This window comes from Anaeromyxobacter sp. Red801 (genome assembly GCF_049201065.2).
Lineage (GTDB): Bacteria > Myxococcota > Myxococcia > Myxococcales > Anaeromyxobacteraceae > Anaeromyxobacter.
This window is the reverse complement of record NZ_CM181236.1, coordinates 4488897-4508352: the sequence shown is the minus strand read 5'-3', so window position 1 is coordinate 4508352 and position 19456 is coordinate 4488897. Positions and strand designations below refer to the sequence as shown.

17 protein-coding genes are annotated in these 19456 nt (G+C 77.2%); 13 read left to right on the top strand and 4 right to left on the bottom strand.

All coding sequences use genetic code 11. The features are described from left to right. Nucleotides 1-35 precede the first annotated feature (35 nt). From ACOQFB_RS20760 to ACOQFB_RS20705, 12 genes are all read left to right on the top strand, one after another. Complete coding sequence (locus ACOQFB_RS20760; RefSeq protein ID WP_059438488.1) at nt 36-383, top strand: cupredoxin domain-containing protein; 348 nt, start codon at nt 36-38, stop codon at nt 381-383. Between the two features lie 97 nt (nt 384-480). Then, on the top strand, nt 481-1296 hold the full coding sequence (locus ACOQFB_RS20755; RefSeq protein WP_059438489.1) for a uracil phosphoribosyltransferase: 816 nt from the start codon (nt 481-483) through the stop codon (nt 1294-1296). After that, nucleotides 1289-1816, top strand: coding sequence for a hypoxanthine phosphoribosyltransferase (gene hpt, locus ACOQFB_RS20750; RefSeq protein ID WP_059438490.1), 528 nt, complete (start codon nt 1289-1291; stop codon nt 1814-1816). Before ACOQFB_RS20755 ends, hpt begins: the two co-directional genes overlap by 8 nt. Nucleotides 1817-2057: 241 nt before the next feature. Next, entirely contained in the window at nt 2058-2861 is an 804-nt protein-coding gene (locus ACOQFB_RS20745; RefSeq protein ID WP_059438491.1) for a hypothetical protein, read from the top strand. A gap of 80 nt (nt 2862-2941) precedes the next feature. Next, nucleotides 2942-5776, top strand: a complete 2835-nt coding sequence (locus ACOQFB_RS20740; RefSeq protein WP_494492353.1) for a coiled-coil domain-containing protein — start codon at nt 2942-2944, stop codon at nt 5774-5776. A gap of 13 nt (nt 5777-5789) precedes the next feature. Then, on the top strand, nt 5790-6317 hold the full coding sequence (locus tag ACOQFB_RS20735) for a PilZ domain-containing protein (protein ID WP_059437707.1): 528 nt from the start codon (nt 5790-5792) through the stop codon (nt 6315-6317). Between the two features lie 257 nt (nt 6318-6574). After that, the gene (locus ACOQFB_RS20730; protein ID WP_421610118.1) at nt 6575-8755 is read left to right on the top strand and encodes a glycoside hydrolase; all 2181 of its coding nucleotides are present in this window, start codon (nt 6575-6577) and stop codon (nt 8753-8755) included. Nucleotides 8756-8803: 48 nt separating this feature from the next. Next, nucleotides 8804-9673, top strand: a complete 870-nt coding sequence (locus ACOQFB_RS20725; protein WP_059437709.1) for a diguanylate cyclase — start codon at nt 8804-8806, stop codon at nt 9671-9673. A gap of 134 nt (nt 9674-9807) precedes the next feature. Beyond that, the gene (locus ACOQFB_RS20720; RefSeq protein WP_059437710.1) at nt 9808-11004 is read left to right on the top strand and encodes an MFS transporter; all 1197 of its coding nucleotides are present in this window, start codon (nt 9808-9810) and stop codon (nt 11002-11004) included. Between the two features lie 7 nt (nt 11005-11011). Then, entirely contained in the window at nt 11012-12013 is a 1002-nt protein-coding gene (locus tag ACOQFB_RS20715; protein ID WP_059437711.1) for a galactose-1-phosphate uridylyltransferase, read from the top strand. Between the two features lie 28 nt (nt 12014-12041). Beyond that, the gene (gene glgA, locus ACOQFB_RS20710) at nt 12042-13469 is read left to right on the top strand and encodes a glycogen synthase GlgA (protein ID WP_421610119.1); all 1428 of its coding nucleotides are present in this window, start codon (nt 12042-12044) and stop codon (nt 13467-13469) included. Nucleotides 13470-13519: 50 nt separating this feature from the next. Then, the gene (locus ACOQFB_RS20705) at nt 13520-13837 is read left to right on the top strand and encodes a hypothetical protein (RefSeq protein ID WP_059437713.1); all 318 of its coding nucleotides are present in this window, start codon (nt 13520-13522) and stop codon (nt 13835-13837) included. An 18-nt stretch (nt 13838-13855) separates the two neighbouring features. Here the strand turns inward: ACOQFB_RS20705 and ACOQFB_RS20700 are convergent, their stop codons facing one another. The 4 genes from ACOQFB_RS20700 to ACOQFB_RS20685 all read right to left on the bottom strand — a co-directional run bounded on the left by ACOQFB_RS20700 (nt 13856) and on the right by ACOQFB_RS20685 (nt 17978). Beyond that, nucleotides 13856-15097, bottom strand: coding sequence for a metallopeptidase family protein (locus ACOQFB_RS20700; RefSeq protein WP_421610120.1), 1242 nt, complete (start codon nt 15095-15097; stop codon nt 13856-13858). Between the two features lie 168 nt (nt 15098-15265). Then, nucleotides 15266-16186, bottom strand: a complete 921-nt coding sequence (locus ACOQFB_RS20695) for an SIR2 family protein (protein WP_059437715.1) — start codon at nt 16184-16186, stop codon at nt 15266-15268. A 58-nt stretch (nt 16187-16244) separates the two neighbouring features. Then, nucleotides 16245-17375 (bottom strand): glycine oxidase ThiO, encoded by a 1131-nt coding sequence (thiO, locus tag ACOQFB_RS20690; protein ID WP_059437716.1) that lies wholly within the window; start codon nt 17373-17375, stop codon nt 16245-16247. A 93-nt stretch (nt 17376-17468) separates the two neighbouring features. Then, the gene (locus ACOQFB_RS20685) at nt 17469-17978 is read right to left on the bottom strand and encodes a TetR/AcrR family transcriptional regulator (RefSeq protein WP_237757925.1); all 510 of its coding nucleotides are present in this window, start codon (nt 17976-17978) and stop codon (nt 17469-17471) included. Nucleotides 17979-18171: 193 nt separating this feature from the next. Between ACOQFB_RS20685 and ACOQFB_RS20680 the strand changes: the two genes are divergently transcribed. Beyond that, the gene (locus ACOQFB_RS20680; RefSeq protein WP_059437718.1) at nt 18172-19428 is read left to right on the top strand and encodes a DNA polymerase IV; all 1257 of its coding nucleotides are present in this window, start codon (nt 18172-18174) and stop codon (nt 19426-19428) included. The last annotated feature ends 28 nt before the right edge of the window (nt 19429-19456 follow it).

Genomic DNA, 19456 nt, shown 5'->3' with positions numbered 1-19456 from the left:
TCCGCCGCGGCGCGACGCCCGGAGGAGCATCCGCCATGTCCCGCACCGCGATCCTGCCGCTCGCCGCCCTCGCCGCCGTCCTCGCGCTCGCCCCCGCCTGCAAGGGCGACGACGCGAAGGAGCAGGTGGTGAAGGTCACCGTGACGAAGAACGGCTACGAGCCCTGGCGCATCGAGGCCAAGGCCGGCCGCCCGCTCACGCTCGTCATGACCCGCGTCACCGACGAGACCTGCGCCACCGAGATCGTGATCCCGGATCTCGGCATGAACGTGCCGCTGCCGCTCAACGAGACGGTGATGGTGCGGCTCACGCCGCAGAAGACGGGCGAGCTCCGCTTCTCCTGCGGCATGAAGATGTTCCAGGGCGTCATCGACGTGAGGTGAGCCGCCGGCGGGCGTCCCCGGGCCGGCTCCCCGCGGCCGGGGCGCGCGCAAATTTGGCAGGACGCTTCCGGGCCGACCCGCATTATGCTCCCGGCCCGTGCGAGACCTGAGCTACGACCACGTCCCCTACCGGATGAGCGAGATCGAGCACCGGTACGGCGAGAACGTCCACATCGTCGCGAACCCCTTCCTGCTCGGCGCGCTCGCGACGCTGTGCTCGAAGGACACCCGCCAGCCGGCCATCAACCGGCTGGTCCGGCTGCTCTACGAGGACCTCATCCGCACCGTGATGAACCACGAGTTCCCGCGGCGCCGGGTGGCGGTCCCCACCCGCATGATCGACAGCTCGCCGCAGGCGATCTTCGAGGGCGAGGTGGTGGACCGGCAGGTGCGCGCGGTGACGGTGAACATCGCCCGCGCCGGCGCGGTCCCGTCGCAGCTCGTCTACGACCTCCTGAACGAGACGCTCGAGCCGTCGCTGGTCCGCCAGGACCACATCATCATGAGCCGGATGCTGGGCGAGAACGAGGAGGTCGTCGGCGCCGGCATCGGCGGGATGAAGATCGGCGGGGACGTGGACGACGCGTTCCTGCTGTTCCCGGATCCGATGGGCGCGACCGGCTCCTCGCTCGCGACCGCCATCGAGACCTACAAGAAGAAGGTGCCGGGCAAGGCGCGGCGGATCGTCAACATCCACCTCATCGTCACCCCCGAGTACCTGCGCACCATGACGAAGGCCCACCCCGACGTGCGGATCTACGCGATCCGCCTCGACCGCGGCCTGTCCCCGCCCGACGTCCTCGCCACCGTCCCCGGCACGCGCTGGGACGAGGAGCGCGGGCTCGACGACCACCAGTACATCGTCCCCGGGGGCGGCGGCTTCGGGGAGATCATGAACAACGCCTATGTCTAGCAGCCGCGCCGGCCTCGACGTGCTCATCTCCGAGGCGGACCTCCGGGCCCGCGTCGAGCAGATGGGCGCCGACGTCACCCGCGACTACGCGGGGAAGAACCTCGTCGTCATCGGCGTGCTGAAGGGCAGCTTCATCTTCCTCGCCGACCTGGTGCGCGCCATCGACCTGCCGCTGTCGGTGGACTTCATCGGCATCAGCTCGTACCAGGGCACGCGCACCACCGGCGTCGTCCAGATCACGAGCGACCTGACCCGGCCCATCGACGGCAAGGACGTGCTGCTCGTCGAGGACATCATCGACACCGGCCTCACCATGCGGTACCTGCTCGAGAACCTCTCGACCCGCAAGCCGGCCAGCGTGCGGATCGCGGCGCTGCTGGAGAAGCCGGCGCGCGCGCAGGTGAAGATCCCCATCGACTACCGCGGCTTCGTCATCGGCGACGAGTTCGTGGTCGGCTACGGGCTCGACTGGGACGGCAAGATGCGGAACCTGCCGTTCATCGGCGTCCCGCGAACCTGAGCCATGGTCCGTGATTCGATCTCCGCTTCGCTGCGTCGAATCACGCCATGGCTCAGGCATGTTCGAACGGGGGCTGCGCCCCCGCCCCGCCGAGCAGAGCTCGTCGGGGCCCCACCCCTGCTGCGCGGGTCCCTGGCGCGCTTCGCCCTTCGCTTCGCTCCGGGCTCACGCGCCGTCCCGCGGGCGCGGCTCCGCCGCGCTCGCACGTAGCCCCACTCTAGGCAACCGGAGGAGATTCGACATGGCGGACGAGACCACGCGCGCGCGCGCCGGATCCGGCGCGAAGGCGCTGCTCGCCTGGGTGGCCATCCTGGGCCTCGCCGGCGTGGTGGCGTGGCTCGCCTCCGAGCGGAACGCGCGCACCTGGTACCTGGTGCCGGACGAGGGCCGGCTGGTGGTGATGAAGGGGCTCATGCTGCCGGTCGGGCGGCAGGCGTTCGCCACCGACGACCCGGCGCTCGCCGCCGCCTACGCGCCGCTCGTGCCGCCGCCGGGGAAGCCGCTCCCCGCCGAGCGCGCCTTCGAGGAGCGGAGCCTGCTCGACCAGGGGCTGTTCGACCTGCTCGCCGGCTGGGCGCGGGAGGAGGTCGCCACCGGCGATCCGGCCCGGCTCGAGCGCGGCCTCGGCTACCTCGGGCGCGCCGAGCGGCTGGCCGGGATCTCCTCCGCGCAGCGCGACGAGCTCGGCGCCATCCGCGCCGAGTCCGGCTACCACGAGGCGCGCCGGCTGCTGGAGCGCGCCGCCGCCGAGCTGCGCGACGCCGCCGAGAAGCTCCGGGTCACCGCCGGCTCCCGCTCGTCCCGGGCCATGGACGCGCAGCTGCTCCTGAAGCAGCTCGAGCCCGCGGTGGACGCCACCCTGGGCGCGATCCGCACCGCCGCCCGGACCGAGCCGGCCGCCGCGGAGAAGGCCGCGGCCCCGCCCGCCGCGGGCGGGCCGGCCAACGCCGCCGCGCCGGAGCAGGGCCAGGCACCGGCACCGCAGCCCGGGCCGCCGTCCGCCGCGCCCGCCGGGCAGGCGCCCCCGCCTGGCGAGGGGCGGTAGGGCGCCCGCACACCCCCGCCGGCCGGCGGGATCCGGCGCCGCGCACGGACCGGCCCTCCGCCGGTGTACCATCCGGCGCCATGGCCTCCTTTCACGCCCGGAACGGCACCGGCGAGCTGCTCGCGCGCTACGCCTTCGTCGAGCCCCTCCTCGAGGGACGGCGGATCCTGGAGATCGGCGCGGCGGCCGCCACCGAGGGGGCGAGCGCCGGCTTCCTTGTGGAGCGGGGCGCGGCCGAGGTCCTGTCGATCGAGGAGGACGGCGCCGCGCTCGGCGCCGCGGCGCGCGGCCCGCACGCACCCTACGTGCAGTTCCGCGCCGCCCGGCCCGAGGACCTGCCCGCCGGCGCCTTCGACGTGGTGCTGCTCGCCGACGGCGCGGCGCTCGCCGCCGACCCCGACCTCGCGGCGGCGCTGGCCCGCCTGCTCGCGCCGGGCGGGCGGCTGGTCACGGCGGTGGACGCGGGCGGGCCGGGCCTCGCCGACCTCGCCGGCGAGCCGCGCCGCGCGGCGCCGCCGGGGTACGAGGCGTTCGTGGGCGCGCTGCTGGGCCGCTTCCCGCAGGTGGAGGTGGCGGCGCAGTCGGCCACGCTGGGCTGGGTGTTCGGGATGGGCGCCGACGCCGAGCCGGAGCTGTCCATGGACGGCTCGCTCGCCGGGACCGCCGAGACGGCGGCGTACGTGGCGGTGTGCGGCGACGCGCCCTGCGGGCTCTCGGGCTTCACGCTGGTGGCGCTGCCGGCGGGGCCGCTCCTCGAGGAGGGCGCGGCCGGCGCGGCCTCCGCCGCGGCGCGGACGCTCGCCGCCGACGCGCTGCGCGAGCGGGCCGAGGCGCTCGCGGCGCGCGACCTCGCGCTGGGCGAGCGGGACGAGGCCGCCGAGGAGCGCGAGCGGCTCCGCGCCGAGCTGGACGCGGCCGTCGCGGCCGGGGTGGAGGCCGCGCGCGCCCGCGACCGCGTGCTCGCCGAGGCCGCCGCGGATCGCGACCGGGCCGCGCGCGCCGAGCAGGCGGCCGCGGCCGCCGCCGACGCGCGGGACGCGGCGCTCACCGCGCGCGACGCGCTCGCGCGCGAGCTGGAGGCGCTCCGGGCGGGAGTGGACGACCTGCGCCGCTCGCGCGAGGCGGTGGAGGCCGAGGTGGACCGGCTGCGCGCCGGCGCCGAGCTGGGCGACGCGCGGGCGCGGGAGCTGGAGGCGACGCTCGACGCCGAGCGCGGCGGCGCGGCGGACGCGCGGGCGGAGCTGGAGCGGGCCGAGGCGGTGATCGCGGAGCGCACCCACGAGCTCGCCGAGGCGCGCGCCGCGCTCGCCACGCAGGCCGCGGCGGTGGCGCAGGCGGACGAGGCCCGCGCGCGCGCCGACGCCGCGCTGGCCGAGCGGCGCGAGGCGGCCGCGGAGGCCGAGGCGGCGCTGCAGGCGGCGCGCTCCGAGGCGCAGGCGGCCAAGGCCGCGCTGGAGGCGGCGCTGGAGCGCGCCTCGGTGGGCGAGGCCCGGCTGCCGGAGCTGGAGGAGGCGCTGGAGGGCCGCGCGCACGAGGCGGCGGAGGCGCAGGCGGCGCTGCGCGAGGCGCGCGACCGGGTCGCGGCCCTGGAGGCCGAGGCCGAGCGCGGCCGCGAGGCGCTGGCCGAGGCGCGCGCGGCGGAGGAGGTGGCGCGCCTCGACGCGGGCTCGGCCCGGGCCGAGGCCGACCGGGCGCTGGTGGACGCCGAGGCGGCGCGCGAGGAGGCGGCGCGCCGGGCCGGCGAGCTCCGGACCGCCGAGGCCGCCCGCGCCCAGGCCGCCGCGGAGGCGGAGACGCTGCGCGCCGAGGCCGAGGCGGCGCGCGCGCGCGCCGAGCGGCTCGCCGGGGAGGCGGAGGCCGCGCGGGACCGCCTCGCCGAGCGGGAGCGCGCCGACGCCGCGCGCGACGCCGAGCTGCGCGAGGCCGCCGAGGCGCGGGCCCAGGCGCTCGCGTCGGGCGCCGGCGAGGTGGAGAAGCTCACCGCCGCGCTGGCCGGCGCGTCGGCCGCGGCCGGGGAGGCCGCCGCGGTGCGCGAGGCGCTGGAGGCGCGCGTGGCCGAGCTGGAGGCGCGGCTGGAGAGCGAGGCGGAGCGGGCGCAGCTGGTGGAGGCGCGCGCGGCGGAGGCGCTGGCGCGCCTCGAGGGCCTCGAGGAGGCCGGCGCCGCGCGCGAGGCCGACCAGGCCGCGGCGGTCCGGGCGGCCGAGGCGCGCGCCGGCGAGGCCGAGGCCGCCGCCCGCGCGGCGGAGGCGCGCGCCGCCGCGGCCGAGGCGCGGCCGGCGCCGGCGGCGGGGCTGGAGGCGGAGCTCGCCGCGGCGCGCAGCGCCGCCGACGTGGCCGGCGCCCAGGCGGCGGAGCTCGAGGCCGAGCTGCAGGCGGTCCGCTGGGAGAAGGACGAGATCGAGCAGCGGCTGCAGTCGCTCACCGCCTCGGGCGCGCTGGGCGGCGCCGGCGAGGTGAGCCGGCTCCGCGACGAGCTCGCCGCGCGGGCCGGCGAGGGCGCGCTCCTGCGCAAGGAGATCCAGCGGCTCGAGGCGCAGGTGGCGGAGCTGACGGCCCGGCCGCTCGCCGCGCCGGCGCCCGCCGAGGAGGCCGAGGCGGTCCGCCAGGCCGCCGCCCGCGCGGCCGAGCTGGAGGAGCGGCTCGCGGAGGCGCTCCGGCGCGCCGCCGACGCGGAGGCCGCCGCCGAGGCGGCCCGGGCCGCGCCGGCGCCGGCGCCCGTGCCGGCCCCGGCGCCGGGCGAGGCGCTGAAGCGCGCCGCGCAGGAGAAGGACGCGATCGCCGCGCAGGTCGCCGAGCGCGACCAGAAGATCGCGCGGCTGCAGCGCGAGGTGGCCGACAAGACCGAGCGGCTGGGCCGGCTCGCCAAGGAGATGGGCGAGCTGAAGGCGCGCGGCTTCGGCAAGATCTTCCGCTAGGGGAACCCGCACCGTGACCGAGCCACGCCGCTACGAGCGCATCGACGTCGAGCTTCCCTGCCGGCTGTACATCCCGGGCGAGCGCGGCCTCAAGTTCGAGGCCCACTGCACCTCGCGCAACCTCGGCCTGGGCGGCGTGTTCCTCGCCTCCTCGTTCCTGCTGCGCGAGGGGCTGGAGCTGTTCGTGGAGCTGGGGCTGCCCGGCGGGCCGCTCGCCATCCGCGCCCGGGTGGCGCACACCGTGCCGGGCGACGATCCGGAGCTCGAGGCCGGCTTCGGCGTCGAGTTCCTCGACGTGGACGCGGCCGGGCGCGAGACGCTGCTCCGCTACTTCACCCCGCTCCGCTACCACGAGTTCTACCGCGCGTTCTCGGGCGAGTTCCCGCACCTGCGCGAGCGCGTGCCGGTGGCCGACGTGGCCCTGCTCCTGAACCTGTGGGAGGAGTGGAAGGTCCGCGGCGAGGGCGGCCCGGCCTTCACCGCGTCGGGCGCGCCGCCCGCGCCGGCGAGGGCCGGCGCGGGTCGCCGCACCCGACGCTAGGGATCGCGCCGAGGGCTGCGCCCTCGCCCCGCCGAGCGGAGCTCGTCGGGGCCCCACTCCTGCTGCGCGGGGACCGTGACCTCGCGCGCCCGCGTGCGCGGGCACGCGCGAGGTCCCCGCGGGCGCGGCTTCGCCGCGCGGGTCGGGCGCGCCGCCCGCGCCGGCGAGGGCCGGGGCCGGGCCGGCGCGGCGCGGGAGGCGGTGAGACACACCGGCCGCGTTGCGCGCGGCGCGGCCGCGTTCTACCGTCCCGCCAGATGACGCCCGTCCGCCTCGCGTTCCTCTGGCACATGCACCAGCCCCCGTACCGCGAGCCGGAGACGGGCGCCTACCTCATGCCGTGGGTCCGGCTGCACGCCACCCGCGCCTACCACGACATGGCCTGGATGCTGGAGCGCCACCCGGGCGTGCGCTGCACCGTGAACTTCACCCCGGTGCTGCTGCAGCAGCTCGAGGACTACGCGCAGGGCACCGCGCACGACCGGCTGCTCGAGCTGAGCGCGCGCCCGCCCGCCGAGCTCACCGCCGAGGAGCGCCAGCAGATCCTCCGCTCGTTCTTCATGGTCGGCTGGGAGACGAACGTGAAGCCCATGCCGCGCTACTGGGAGCTGCTCCAGAAGCGCGGGCGCGAGCTGCGCGGGGTGGACCTGGCGCGGCTCGCGCAGTCGTTCGGCGATCAGGAGCTGCAGGACCTGCAGGCGCTGTTCAACCTCGCCTGGATGGGCTTCGGCGCGCAGGCCGACGAGCCCGCGGTGCGGGCGCTGCGGGAGAAGGGGCGCGGCTACACCCGCGCCGACGTGGACGCGGTGCTCGAGGTGCAGCGGCGCATCGCGGCCGGCATCGTCCCGCGCTGGCGCGCGCTGCAGGACCGCGGGCAGGTCGAGCTCTCCACCACGCCGTACTACCACCCGATCCTCCCGCTGCTCTGCGACACCGACGCCGCGCACCGCGCGCTGCCCGGCATCCCGCTCCCCCCGCGCTTCGCCCACCCCGAGGACGCGCGCTGGCACGTGCGCGAGGCCATCTCCTCGCACGCGCGCCGCTTCGGGCGGCCGCCCGCGGGCATGTGGCCGGCCGAGGGCTCGGTCTCGCCGGAGGCGCTCGAGATCCTCGCCACGGAGGGCGTGGGCTGGGCGGCGAGCGACGAGGGCGTCCTGCTCCAGTCCCTGCCCGCCGCCGCGCCGCGCCTGCGCTCGGTGTACCGGCCCTGGCGCGTCGCCGCCGGCGCCGGGCGCGAGGTCCGGATGCTGTTCCGCGATCGCGCGCTCTCCGACGTCATCGGCTTCACCTACGCGCGCGTGCCGGCGGCCGAGGCGGTGGCCGACTTCTCCGCGCACGTGCGCGCGGTGGCCGACGCGTGGGTGCGGGACGGGCAGCCCGGCGCGCCCACGGTGGGCGTGTTCCTCGACGGCGAGAACGCCTGGGAGCACTACCCGAGCTCGGGCCACGAGTTCCTCGACCGGCTCTACGACGCGCTGGAGCGCTCCGGCCGCGTCGAGACCGTGACGATGTCCGAGGCGACGGCCGCCGCCGAGGGCCCGCCCATCGCGCGCATCCACACCGGCTCCTGGATCGAGGCCTCGTTCCGGATCTGGATCGGCCACCGCGAGGACTGCGAGGCCTGGGCGGCGCTGGGCCGGGTCCGCGAGGCGCTCGCGCAGGCGGAGGAGAGGGGCGAGGTCCCCGCCGAGCGGCTCGCCCGCGCGCGCCGGCACCTGTACGCCGCCGAGGCGTCGGACTGGTACTGGTGGTACGGCGAGGACTTCACCACCGAGCAGGCGGCGGAGTTCGACGCGCTGTTCCGCGCCCACGTGAACCGGGCGGCGCTGCTCTGCGGCGTGGACCCGCCGCCGGAGACGCAGGCGCCCATCAAGCGCGCCGGGGCCCCCGCGCCGGCCGGCCTCGAGGCGAAGCCGCTCCGCGAGCCGGTGATGCTGCTCACGCCGGCCCTGGACGGCCGGGAGACGACCTACTTCGAGTGGCAGGGGGCCGGCCTGTACCGGCCCGGCCAGCACCGCGGCTCGATGTACGGCGGCGCGCAGGCCTTCCACGTGCTCCGCTTCGGCTTCGACCTCGCCGCGCTGTACCTGCGGCTCGACCCGGCCGAGTCGCCGGCGCGCGCCGCCGAGGTGGCGACGCACGTGCGCGTGTCGGTGCGCTCCGGCGACGGCCAGCGCTGGGTGGACTTCCCGCTCGAGCCGGACGGCGCGCCGCGCCCCGGCGCGTGGCGCGGCCAGGCCCTGGGGCGGCTCGCGTTCGGGCAGGTGGCGGAGCTGGAGCTCCCGTTCGCCGCGCTGGGCCTCTCGCCGGGCGACCGGTTCGACCTCGCCGTCCACGCGCTCCGGGGCGAGGTCGAGGTGGAGCGGCTGCCGCGGTACGGCTACCTGACGCTCACCGTGCCCGACCAGGACTTCGAGCGCATCCACTGGCGGGTGTAGCGGGTCGGGCGCCTGGCGCGCGGGGGCCCGGTGTAGACTCGCGGTCGCATGGGCGACGATCCCACCCGCGTCCGGACCCCGGAGGAGCGCGCCGCCGCCGCGGCCGGCCACTGCCTCGTGTTCGTGGCCGGGGACGGCGCGCTGGGCCTGCGGGTGCCGCTCGACGGCGAGGTGGTGCTCGGGCGCGATCCGTCCTGCGCGGTGGCGCTGCCCGCGTCGGACGTCTCGCGCCGGCACGCCCGCGTGGTGCCGGACGGCGAGGGCCACCTGGTGCTCGACCTCGGCTCCACCAACGGCACCTGGGTGAACGGCCGCGAGGTGGCGGTGCACCGGCTCGCCGCCGGCGACCGGGTGCAGGTGGGTCCCTTCGTGGCCCGCTACCTGCGGGCCGGCGACGCCGAGGAGTCGGAGCTCGCCGCGCTCGCCGACCTGGCGCTGCGCGATGCGCTCACCGGCCTCCCCAACCGCCGCGCCTTCGAGGAGTCGCTCCGCCGCGAGGTGGCGCGGGCGCGTCGCGGCGGCGCCCGGCTCGCGGTGGCGGTGCTCGACGTGGATCGCTTCAAGGACGTGAACGACCGGCACGGCCACGCCGCCGGCGACGTCGCGCTCGCCGAGGTGGCGCGCCGGGCCGCGGCCGCGCTGCGGGCCGGGGACCTCCTGGCGCGCATCGGCGGCGAGGAGCTCGCCGCCATCCTCCCCGGCGCCGACGTGGCCGCCGCGGCGGAGGTGGCCGAGCGCGTGCGCCGGGCGGTGGGCGGCGAGCCGGTGCAGGCGGGCGGGCAGGCGCTGCGCGTGACGGTGTCGCTCGGCTGCGCCGAGCTCGCGCCCGACGACGCCGACGGCGCCGACGTGTTCGCGCGCGCCGACGGCCACCTGTACCGCGCCAAGAACGCGGGACGCGACCGCGTGGCGTGGTAGGGGCCGCCGTCCCGCGACTCCCCGACCTCAGGGCGCGTGAATCAATCCCCTCACCCGAAGGCGCTCCCGTCGCCGCCCTCGGCCCGGCAGGAAAGCCTGCGCCCCGCCCCTGGCCGGGTTATCCTCGCGCCCGCGTGAAGAACCGGTCCGCCCTCGCGATCCTCTTCGTCATCGTCTTCATCGACTTGCTCGGCTTCGGGATGGTCATCCCGGTGATGGCGCTCTACGCCGAGCGGCTCGGCGCGCCGGACGCGCAGATCGGGTGGCTGATGACCGGCTACTCGGCCATGCAGTTCGTCTTCACGCCGATCTGGGGCCGGCTCTCGGATCGCCACGGCCGCCGGCCGCTGCTGCTCATCTCGATCGCCATGACGGCGCTCGGGTTCCTGGGCTACGCGCTCGCCCCGAGCTTCGCGTGGCTGCTCGTCTCGCGCCTGTTCGCCGGCGCCGCCACCGCCAACATCGCCATCGCGCAGGCGTACATCGCCGACGTGACGCCGCCGGAGGGGCGCGCGCGCGGCATGGGGCTCATCGGCGCGGCGTTCGGGCTCGGCTTCGTGCTCGGGCCGGCCATCGGCGGCCTGCTCTCGGCCATCTCGCTCTCCGCGCCCGGCTACGCCGCGGCGGCGCTCGCGGCGGCGAACGGGGTGGCGGCGTTCTTCGTGCTGCCCGAGCCGGCCGCGCACGTCCAGGCCGAGCGCCGGCCGCACCTCGAGGCGCTGCTCGGCGGCGTGAGCCGGCCCGGGATCCGCCGGCTCATCCTCATCTACTTCATCGCCATCCTCGCGTTCAGCGGGATGGAGGCGACGTTCGCGCTCCTCGCGGTCCACCGCTACGGGCTCGACCAGCGGCAGGTGAGCTACGTGTTCGCGCTCATCGGCGTGGTCGCCACGGTGGTCCAGGGCGGCCTCATCGGCCCGCTCAGCCGCCGCTTCGGCGAGCGGGCGCTGCTGGTGGCCGGGCTGCTCCTGCAGGCCGCCGCGCTCGCGGCGCTGCCCTACGCCGGCTCGGTGGCGGGCCTGCTCGTCGCGACCGTGCCCCTCGCGCTCGGCTCGAGCCTGACCACCCCGTCGCTCACCTCGCTCATCTCGCGGTCGGCGCGCGCCGAGGACCAGGGCGGCACGCTCGGCATCGGCCAGTCCGCCGCCGCGCTCGGGCGCATCGCCGGCCCCATCTCCGCCACCCACGCCTACAGCCAGCTCTGGTTCGCGGCGCCCTACCTCGGCGGCGCGACGCTCATGCTCGCCGGCGCCGCGGTGGGCTCGACGCTCCGGCGCCCGCCGCGCCACGAGCCGGTGGAGCCGGGGGCCGCGCCGGCGGAGGAGGGCTAGGGCCCGCATGCCGGATCTCCGCCGCGACCCCATCGTCGGCCGCTGGGTGATCATCGCCACCGAGCGCGCCCGCCGTCCGTCCGACATGCAGCGGGCCGCGCCCGCGCCGCAGGGCGGCCTCTGCCCGTTCGACCCCGGCAACGAGGGCATGACGCCGCGCGAGGTGTACGTGGCGGGGCGGGCGCCGTCGGCGCCGCCGAACTCGCCGGGCTGGAAGGTGCGGGTGGTGCCGAACCGCTTCCCGGCGCTCAAGATCGAGGGCGAGCTGGACCGGCAGGCGGAGGGCATCTACGACCGGATGAACGGGATCGGCGCCCACGAGGTGATCGTCGAGACCCCGGACCACGATCGGTCGATGGAGGACCTCTCCCCGGCCGAGCTCACCGAGGTGCTGTTCGCCTTCAAGGCGCGCATCCTCGACCTGCGCAACGACCTGCGCTTCAAGTACATCCTCCTGTTCAAGAACCACGGCCACCTGGCCGGCGCGTCGCTCGAGCACGCGCACTCGCAGCTCATCGCGCTGCCGGTGGTGCCGCGGCAGGTGATCGAGGAGATCGAGGGCGCCCGCCGCCACCACGACCTGAAGGAGCGCTGCATCTTCTGCGACATCGTGGGGCAGGAGCGGAAGCAGCGGGTGCGGCTCGTGCTCGAGAACGACGAGTTCGTGGTGTTCGCCCCCTGGGCCCCGCGGAGCCCCTTCGAGACCTGGATCGTCCCGAAGCGCCACCAGTCGAACTACGAGGCCGAGCCCAAGGAGCGGCTGGCGCTGTGCGCCGAGGCGCTCGGCAGCACGCTGCGCCGCCTGGGCGGGGCGCTCGGGAAGCCCGCCTACAACTTCATGGTCCACTCCAACCCGCTCCGCGACGCGCAGAGCCCGAGCTACCACTGGCACATCGAGGTGATGCCGGCGCTCACGCAGGTGGCCGGGTTCGAGTGGGGCTCCGGGTTCCACATCAACCCGGTCCCGCCCGAGGAAGCCGCGGAGTTCCTGCGCAAGATGCCCGGCTAGCGGCGCGGGAAGATCCATACTGAGCCCGATGCAGATCCTGTTCGTCGCCTCCGAGGTCGGCCCCTGGTCGAAGACGGGCGGGCTCGGGGACGTGGCCGGCGCGCTGCCGCGGGCCCTCGCCGAGCGCGGCAACGAGGTGGTGGTGGTGACGCCGCGCCACGGGTCGATCGACCCGCGCGCGGCCGGGCTCCAGCCGGTGAGGACGGCGCTCCACGTGCGGGGCGAGCCGGTGGCGCTCTGGGTGAAGCGGGGCCCGGCGCCCGTCTACTTCGTCGAGCACCCGCACCTGTTCGGCAGCCGCCGGGGCCTGTACGGCGACGGCGGGCGCGACCACCCCGACAACGCCGAGCGCTTCGCGTTCCTGACCCGCGCGGCGCTGGCGCTGCCCGGCGCGCTGGGGCTGCGGCCGCGCATCCTGCACCTCAACGACTGGCAGTGCGGCCTCGGGCCCTGGCTCCTCCGCCACGAGCACGCGCGCGACCCGGCGCTCGCCGGCGCCCGGACGGTGTTCACCATCCACAACCTCGCCTACCAGGGGCTGTTCCCGAAGCAGGTGCTGCCCGCGCTGGGCCTGCCCTGGGAGGTGTTCCGCTACGAGGCGATGGAGTTCTTCGACCAGCTCTCCTTCATGAAGGCCGGGCTGGCGTTCGCCGACGCGCTCACCACCGTCTCGCCCACCTACGCGCGCGAGATCCTCACGCCGGAGGGCGGCGCCAGCCTCGACGCGCTGCTCCGGCACCGCGCCCGCGACCTGCACGGCATCCTGAACGGCATCGACGTGCACGCCTGGGACCCGGCCCGCGACCCGCACCTGCCCGCGCACTTCACCCCGGGCGAGCTCGCCGGCAAGGCGGCCTGCAAGGCCGCGCTCCAGCGCGAGGTGGGCCTGCCGGCGCGGCCGGACGTGCCGCTGGTGGGGCTGGTGACGCGGCTCGCCGAGCAGAAGGGGATCGACCTCGTGGCCGCGGCGCTGCCGGCGCTCCTCGCCCGCGACGTGCAGGTGGTGCTGCTGGGGAGCGGCGACGCCGCCTACGAGGAGGCGTTCGCGCGGGCCGCGCGCGAGCGCCCCGACCGCGTCGCGGCGCGCATCGGCTTCGACGAGGGGCTGGCGCACCGGATCGAGGCGGGCGCCGACCTGTTCCTCATGCCCTCCCGCTTCGAGCCCTGCGGCCTGAACCAGATGTACTCGCTCCGCTACGGCACCGTGCCGGTGGTGCGGGCGGTGGGCGGGCTCGCCGACACGGTCGAGGACTTCGACGGGTTCGCCCGCGGCACCGGCTTCCGCTTCTCCGAGTACACGCCGCAGGCGCTCCTCACCGCCACCCGCCGCGCGCTCGACGTGTTCCGCGACCGGCGCGCCTGGCGCGGGCTGGTGGAGCGCGGCATGGCCGAGGACAACAGCTGGGAGCGCAGCGCGGCGAGGTACGAGGCGCTCTACCGCACGCTCGCGCCCTGACCGGGCGGGCGCGCCTTCCCGGCGCCCCCGGCGGTGCGCAGGGTGCGGTCATGGCCACCGCACCCCACGACGACCCGGAGCCGACCGCCCGGCCCACCGAGCGGATCCCGCGCGAGCGGCTGGAGGAGGAGGACGAGAAGCTCGTGCCCTCGGGCAACGTGGGCGGGGCGGCCCCCACGCCGCTCGGCGCCGACTCGGGGGGCGACCTGCCCGGCCCGGAGGACGACCTCGCCAGCATGTCGGAGCCGGAGCCGCCCGAGCCGCCGGAGGTGGGGGCGGTGCACGTGCGCCGCGCCGCCGGCGGGGAAGAGGAGGAGGAAGCGCCGGGCGGCGAGGAGGGGGCGGAATCGCCGCGGACGCGGCGCTGAGGCGGCCGCGAAGGCGGCCTACTCGAGGCCGCGGTCGCGCAGCTCGTCGTCCGACTCGCCGTGCAGGTGCCCGAGCTCGTGCAGGAGCGTCACCCGCACCTGCTCGGTGAGCTCGGCCCGGTCGCGCGCGAAGCGGAGCAGGTTCTTGCGGTAGAACACGATGCTCCGGCAGCGGGGCCCGTCGGCCTCGGTGCAGGCCTCGTCGGCGGGCGGGCCGCGGTACAGGCCGAGGATCGACGGCGAGAGCGGCGGCTCGACCGCGGTGAGGTCCTCGGTGTCGGGCAGGTCCTGGATCTCCACCGGCGCGAGCTTCAGCGCCTCGCGCTCGGCCGCGGGGAGCGCCGCCACCGCCGCGTCCACCTCGGCCCGGAACGCGCCCGGGTCCACGGCCAGCTCGTCGCGGAAGTCGTCCGGCGCGAGCGCGCGCGCCCGCGCCAGGAGCGCCGCCGCCCGCCGGCCTTCCCCGGCGCGCTCGGCGACCAGGCCGAGCTGGTGGATGGCCCACGGGTCGTCGGGCGCGATCGCGAGCGCCCGCTCGAACGCGCGCCGGGCCTCGCCGAAGCGGCACAGCTCGAACAGCGCCACCCCGCGCTCGTAGAGCGCGTCCGGGTCCTTCGGCCGCGCCGCGAGCGCGCGGTCGAGGTGGGCGAGCGCGAGGTGGCTGCGGCCGAGGTCGTTCTCGGCCATCCCGGCCACCAGCTCGAGGCGCGCGGCGAGGTCCTTGTCCTTGCGCGGCGGCCGGGTGGCGCTGCGCACGCCGCGCACCGCGTACTCGAGGCCGGCCTCCAGCGCGTCGCGGGCGGAGCCCAGCCGGCGGACGTGCAGCTCGGCCGCGCCGAGCAGCGCCTCGGGCTCGTCCGGATCCACCGCCAGCGCGCGCGCGAACGCGAGCCGCGCCTCGTCGAGCCGGTCGAGCGCGGCGAGCGCGGCGCCGCGCGCGGTGAGCGCCGGCACCATCCGCGGCGAGAGCCGCAGCGCCTCGTCGGCGCAGGCCAGCGCGCGCTCGCGGGCGCCCGCGTCGAGCGCCGCGACCGCCTCCTCGGCGAGCGCGCTCGGCGCCGCGAACGGCTCGCCCGGCAGGCACGCCTCCGGGCGCGCCCGGGACCCGCGGGCCGGCGGTGGGACGTAGCGCGCGGGGTTGATCGTCCCGCGCGCGACGTGGTTCGCCGGCGGCGCCGCCGGGGCGGGCGCGGGAGCGGTGGACGGGGTGCAGGCCGCAGCGAGCAGGAGGACCGCCGCACGGCGGAGCGGCAGAGACATCGGCGCGAGCTTGCCACAGCCCTCGGGGGCGCGCCAGCCGGGGCCCCCCGGCGCCGCGAGCGCCCGCCCGGACGGACGTGGGCAGAGGGCGCGGGCGCCCTGCCGGCGGCCCGGCGGGGGAACGGGACGCCCCCGCCTCCGGGGGTCGCGGGCGACGGCGTGGGGACGTCAGCGGGGGAACGGGGCCAGCGCCGCCTCGCACCGGTCGGCGAGCGCGCCCAGGAACGCGAGCAGCTCGGGTGGGTGCACCGGGTCCGAGGCCCGCAGGTCCACCCGGGCGATCCGGTCGAGCTCGAACGTGGCGAGCTCGAGGTCGGTGGAGGTCCCGAGCCCGAGGAACCAGGCCACCGGCAGCACCTCCAGGTCGCGCAGCTTGGTCCAGATCCAGCGCAGGTTCGGGTCGTTGAAGCCGTAGCCGACGAGCAGCAGCTCGCGGCCGACCGCGTCGGAGCAGAAGCGCAGGTCGATGGCGTTCGCGGCCAGGCTGGCGCGCCGCTGGAAGTCGGTCTCGCTCACCACCAGCGTGGCGGGGCGGTCGAGCGTGCCGTGCAGCTTGTACACGGGGAAGCGCGAGACGAAGCGGCCGCCGGCGGGGTCGAGCCGCCAGCGCTGCAGGTCGTCGGGCGCCGCCACCACCTGGCAGGCGCGGCCCGCCCAGGCGAAGGTCCGCTCCAGCAGGTCGTCGAAGTTGGTGGTGTAGACCGCGGGCACGAACGCGGCCAGCCGGACCAGGAGCCGGTGCAGCGGCAGGGCCGCGGGGTCGATGCGCGAGGTGTCGAACAGCGCCGCGAGCCGCTCCACCAGCCGCGCCTCGCCGCAGAGGGCGCGGTGCGCCTCGGGCACGCGGAGCAGCGTCTCGAGCGCCACCGGGTCGTCCGGCCCGGGCGGCGAGAAGCGCGCCGGGGCGTCGGGGAGCCGCTCCCGGAGCACCGGCACGAGGTCGCGCGCGAGCGCCGCCACCGCCTCGCGCCAGGACGGCAGCCCGGCCCAGCGCGAGGCGCCGGCGCCCACCAGCAGGAGGAGCTGGCCCCGCGCGAGCCGGTCGAAGAGGTGGTCCTGCACCTCCCGGATGTCCGGCGCGCCGCGCATGGGCCCGGTGGAAACCTGCGGCCCGGGCCGGCGCCGGGCAAGGCGGGCGGGCCCGCGCCTACTTGCGGCCCGCCGCCTGCGGCCGCCCGGCCCCGAGGCGCGCCGGCGAGAACGGCGCGAGGTCCACCGGCGGCGGCGTCCCCAGCACCGCCGCGGCCACCGCATCGGCGGTGATGGGCGCGAGCAGGATGCCGTTCCGCGTGTGGCCGGTGGCGTAGTACAGCCCCGGCACGGTCCCGGCGCCGAGGATGGGCGAGCCGTCCGGGCTGGCGGGGCGGAAGTTGGACCAGGTCTCGACGACCGGCGCGCCCGCCAGCGCGGGCGCGATCTCGAGCGCGATGTCGAGGACGCGCCGCAGCCCGCCCGCGGTCACCGCCTTCTCGTGCCCGACCTCCTCCATGGTGGAGCCGCACAGGATCCGCCCGTCGGCGCGCGGCACCACGTAGCCGTTCGCGGAGAACACCACGCGCGAGAGGAGCGGCGGCCGGGTGTCGAGGAGCGCGATCTGCCCGCGCACCGGGCGCACCGCGCCGGGCGGCAGCCCGTTCCCCTCCACCTGCATGCTCCAGCTCCCCGCCGCGAGCACCACCGCGTCCGCCTCGATGCGCCCGGCGGCGTGGTCCACGCCCACCGCGCGCCCGCCCTCGTGGACGATCCGCTCCACCTTCCCGGTGACGAAGCGGGCCCCGGCCCGCGCCGCCGCCACGTACACGGCCCGGCCCAGCAGCCGCGGGTCCACCGAGGCCTCGTCGGCGAAGTACAGCGCGCCGCGCGCCTCGGGCGACACGCCCGGCTCGAGCCGGCGCACCTCGGCGTCGTCGAGCACCTCCACCGGCAGCCCGGCCTTGTGCAGCTTCTCGGCGCGGCCGGCGAGGAGCCGGGCCTCCGGATCGTCCACCGCGATCTCGAGCGTCCCGCCGCCGCGGAGGCCGACCCACATGCCGCTCGCGGCCTCGACCTCGCGCGCGAACCCGGGGTAGCGCGCCAGCGAGGCGGCGCACAGCGCGTAGAACGGGCCGGGCTCGAGCGCCTCGACGCCGGGGGAGAGGATGCCGCCGGCCGCGTAGGACGCCTCGGCGCCCGGGACCGCCCGCTCCAGCACCACCACCTGCTTGCCGGCCTGCGCCAGGCGAAGCGCCACCGAGGCGCCCTGCAGCCCCGCGCCGACCACCACCACGTCCGTTTTCATGGTGCGCGAGCCTACGCCCGCCCCGGCGCGCCGGAAAGGCTCGCGTGCCCCCGCCGGGACGGCGGGCCGGGCGCGCGGACGGCGGCCGATCGATCAGCCGCGCGGGCCGGCGCGCGGGGCGAGCCCGTTCGCCAGCACGTGCAGCACGTGGGCACGCCAGGCCTCGGGGGCGAGCTGCTGGCCGACCATCGGCAGCATCGCCTCCTGCGAGGACGCCACCAGCGCGGCCAGCCCGCCCACCGTCACCACGGCCAGCACCGGGTCGACGCCGCCGTCGGCGCCCTCGGCGATCACCGCCGCGGCCCGCCGGAGCGGATCGAGCAGCGCCGGCTCGGCGGTGGTGAGCTGGGACAGGTACGGGGCGCCGTCCAGATACTCGCGCACCAGGATCTGCGCGCCCATCGGGTCGTGCATCATGGCGTCGAGGTAGGCGGCGATGACCGCCTCCGGGCCGCCCGAGCCGTTCTCGACGAAGCGCGACAGCTCGTTCGCGGCGGCCAGCCAGACCGCCCGCAGGATGTCGAGGTAGAGGGCCCGCTTGGAGGCCCAGTGGCGATAGATGAGCGCCACGTTGCAGGACGCACCACGAGCGATCCCCTGCACGCGGGCACCGTGGTACCCCCGCTTCGAGAACTCGGCCCTGGCCGCGTCCCAGATCCGCTCCGCAATCCCGGCCCGCGGAGGACCGATACGGCGGGTAGCCACCGATCCGTCCATGCAAGTCGCTACTTACCGGGCGACTTGATCAGGATCAAGTGGCGCGGCGTCCCCGTTGGGCACGGCAGGGGGTTGTCCTATGTACAGGGCGATGGACCCGGGGCCGCGCACCATCCTCCACCTCGACCTCGACGCGTTCTACGCGTCGGTGGAGCAACTCGACCAGCCCGAGCTGCGCGGGCGGCCGGTGATCGTGGGGGGGACCGGCAACCGGGGGGTGGTGTGCGCGGCCAGCTACGAGGCCCGGAAGTTCGGGGTCCGCTCGGCGCTGCCCACCGCCCGGGCGCGCCGGCTCTGCCCGGACGGCGTGTTCCTCCCGCCCCGCTTCGGGCGCTACTCGGAGCTGTCGCGGCGCGTGTTCGACATCTACCGGCGCTACACGCCGCTGGTCGAGCCGCTCTCGCTCGACGAGGCGTTCCTCGACGTCTCCGCCAGCCGGGCGCTGCACGGCGCCGGGCCGGACATCGCGCGCGCCATCAAGGCGGCGGTCCGGGGCGAGTGCGGCCTCGCGGTCTCGGCCGGCGTGGCCGAGGTGAAGATGGCGGCGAAGATCGCCACCGACCTCGGCAAGCCGGACGGGCTGGTGGTGGTGCCGCCGGGCGGGGTGGCGGCGTTCCTGGCGCCGCTGCCGGTGGGGCGGCTGTGGGGCGTGGGCGAGGTGACCGAGGCCGCGCTGCGCCGCATCGGCGTCGCCACCATCGGCGACCTCGCCCGCATGCCCGAGTCGGCGCTCGCCGCCGCGCTCGGGCCCACGCACGCGCGCGGGCTGCGCGCGCTCGCGTGCGGCGAGGATCCGCGCGAGGTGGTGCCGGACGAGGAGGCGAAGTCGGTCGGGGCCGAGGACACGTTCGACCAGGACCTGCTGGGCCGCCCGGCGCTCGAGCGCGAGCTGCTCGCGCAGGCGGGCACCGTCGGCCGGCGCCTGCGCGCCGCCGGGCTCGCCGGCCACGTCGTGACGCTCAAGGTGAAGTACGCCGACTTCACGCTGGTGACGCGCCGGGTGACGCTCCCGCGGGCCACCGACGACGACCGCGCCATCTACGAGGCGGCGTGCGCGCAGCTGGAGCGGGTGGACCTGCGCCGCCCGGTGCGGCTCACCGGCATCTCGGTCTCCGGCTTCGCCGGCGAGGAGGAGCGCGGCCAGCTCGGGCTGTTCGGCGGCGCGCCCGCCCCGCCGCCCCCGGAGGCGTCGCGCCGCAAGGCGCTCAACGCCGCGCTCGACGCGCTGGCGGGCCGCTTCGGCGAGGGCGCGGTGACGCGCGCCGATCTGGCCGGCCGGCCGCCGCGGCGGCGCCACGGCGATCCCGAGGACGGCGGCGGGGATCCCGATCGCTGAGGCCTCCGCGGTTTGCCCCGCGCCGCGC

Excerpts from the sequence above, each read along its gene's own strand:
- ACOQFB_RS20745 (WP_059438491.1), top strand. The coding sequence starts at position 2,058 with ATGGCGGACGAGACCACGCGCGCGCGCGCCGGATCCGGCGCGAAGGCG.
- ACOQFB_RS20700 (WP_421610120.1), bottom strand. The coding sequence starts at position 15,097 with ATGTCTCTGCCGCTCCGCCGTGCGGCGGTCCTCCTGCTCGCTGCGGCC.
- ACOQFB_RS20715 (WP_059437711.1), top strand. The coding sequence starts at position 11,012 with ATGCCGGATCTCCGCCGCGACCCCATCGTCGGCCGCTGGGTGATCATC.
- ACOQFB_RS20760 (WP_059438488.1), top strand. The coding sequence starts at position 36 with ATGTCCCGCACCGCGATCCTGCCGCTCGCCGCCCTCGCCGCCGTCCTC.
- ACOQFB_RS20725 (WP_059437709.1), top strand. The coding sequence starts at position 8,804 with ATGGGCGACGATCCCACCCGCGTCCGGACCCCGGAGGAGCGCGCCGCC.
- hpt (WP_059438490.1), top strand. The coding sequence starts at position 1,289 with ATGTCTAGCAGCCGCGCCGGCCTCGACGTGCTCATCTCCGAGGCGGAC.
- ACOQFB_RS20695 (WP_059437715.1), bottom strand. The coding sequence starts at position 16,186 with ATGCGCGGCGCGCCGGACATCCGGGAGGTGCAGGACCACCTCTTCGAC.
- glgA (WP_421610119.1), top strand. The coding sequence starts at position 12,042 with ATGCAGATCCTGTTCGTCGCCTCCGAGGTCGGCCCCTGGTCGAAGACG.
- ACOQFB_RS20705 (WP_059437713.1), top strand. The coding sequence starts at position 13,520 with ATGGCCACCGCACCCCACGACGACCCGGAGCCGACCGCCCGGCCCACC.
- ACOQFB_RS20740 (WP_494492353.1), top strand. The coding sequence starts at position 2,942 with ATGGCCTCCTTTCACGCCCGGAACGGCACCGGCGAGCTGCTCGCGCGC.
- ACOQFB_RS20680 (WP_059437718.1), top strand. The coding sequence starts at position 18,172 with ATGTACAGGGCGATGGACCCGGGGCCGCGCACCATCCTCCACCTCGAC.
- thiO (WP_059437716.1), bottom strand. The coding sequence starts at position 17,375 with ATGAAAACGGACGTGGTGGTGGTCGGCGCGGGGCTGCAGGGCGCCTCG.
- ACOQFB_RS20730 (WP_421610118.1), top strand. The coding sequence starts at position 6,575 with ATGACGCCCGTCCGCCTCGCGTTCCTCTGGCACATGCACCAGCCCCCG.